This is a genomic window from Pseudomonas sp. NPDC088885 (assembly GCF_044750025.1).
GTDB lineage: Bacteria > Pseudomonadota > Gammaproteobacteria > Pseudomonadales > Pseudomonadaceae > Aquipseudomonas > Aquipseudomonas rustica.
The window spans coordinates 1-1,017 of sequence record NZ_JBIVJB010000268.1 but is presented as its reverse complement, the minus strand read 5'-3'; the positions used below and the strand labels follow the sequence as shown (position 1 = coordinate 1,017).

The window sequence follows — 1,017 nt, the reverse complement described above, 5'->3', positions numbered from 1 at the left end:
GGCCACCCTTAATAAGTCCGAATCTTAGGTTCAAAAGTCGGAACAGTCTTCGGCGAGAAGTTCACGGCACGCTTGGTGACGCGCTTGTCACCCGGGAAGTACAGGGTGTGGCACAGCCAGTTTTCGTCGTCACGGTCTTCGAAGTCTTCACGGGCGTGAGCACCGCGCGACTCTTTACGAACCTCGGCAGCGATGGCAGTAGCTTCAGCCACTTCCAGCAGGTTTTGCAGTTCCAGCGCTTCGATACGGGCAGTGTTGAACGCCTGCGACTTATCGTTGATCTTCACGTTGGCGATGCGGGTACGCAGGTCAGCCAGCTGAGCGATACCTTTCTGCATGTATTCGCCAGTACGGAATACACCGAAATAGTTCTGCATGCAGTTCTGCAGCTCGCGACGCAGGGTTGCCACGTCTTCGCCATCAGTACGGCTGTTCAGCGCGTTCAGACGCGACAGGGCAGCTTCGATGTCGGCTTCGGTAGCGTCGTCGTATTCGATGCCGTCGGTCAGCGCCTTTTCCAAGTGCAGGCCGGCAGCGCGGCCGAATACCACCAGGTCGAGCAGCGAGTTGCCGCCCAGACGGTTGGCACCGTGAACCGATACGCAAGCCACTTCGCCTACAGCGAACAGGCCCGGGATGATCTTGTCGACGCCTTCAGCGTCCTGGGTGATCGCCTGACCATGAATGTTGGTGGCAACGCCGCCCATCATATAGTGGCAAGTCGGAACAACCGGAACCGGAGCAACAACCGGGTCAACGTGTGCGAAAGTCTTCGACAGTTCGCAGATGCCTGGCAGACGGCTGTGCAGTACTTCCTCGCCCAGGTGGTCGAGTTTGAGCAGTACGTGGTCGCCATTCGGGCCGCAACCGTTGCCGGCGATGATTTCTTTAACCATCGAGCGAGCAACAACGTCACGACCGGCAAGGTCTTTGGCGTTCGGAGCATAACGCTCCATGAAACGCTCGCCGTGCTTGTTGATCAGGTAACCACCTTCACCACGGCAACCTTCTGTAACC

The 1,017-nt window shown here is 57.9% G+C and carries 1 protein-coding gene; it reads right to left on the bottom strand.

Annotated elements, in window-relative coordinates:
- Positions 1-8: 8 nt before the first annotated feature.
- The coding region (locus ACIP1X_RS29135) for an FAD-binding protein (protein ID WP_400756008.1) at positions 9-1,017 on the bottom strand (1,009 nt) is incomplete at its 5' end.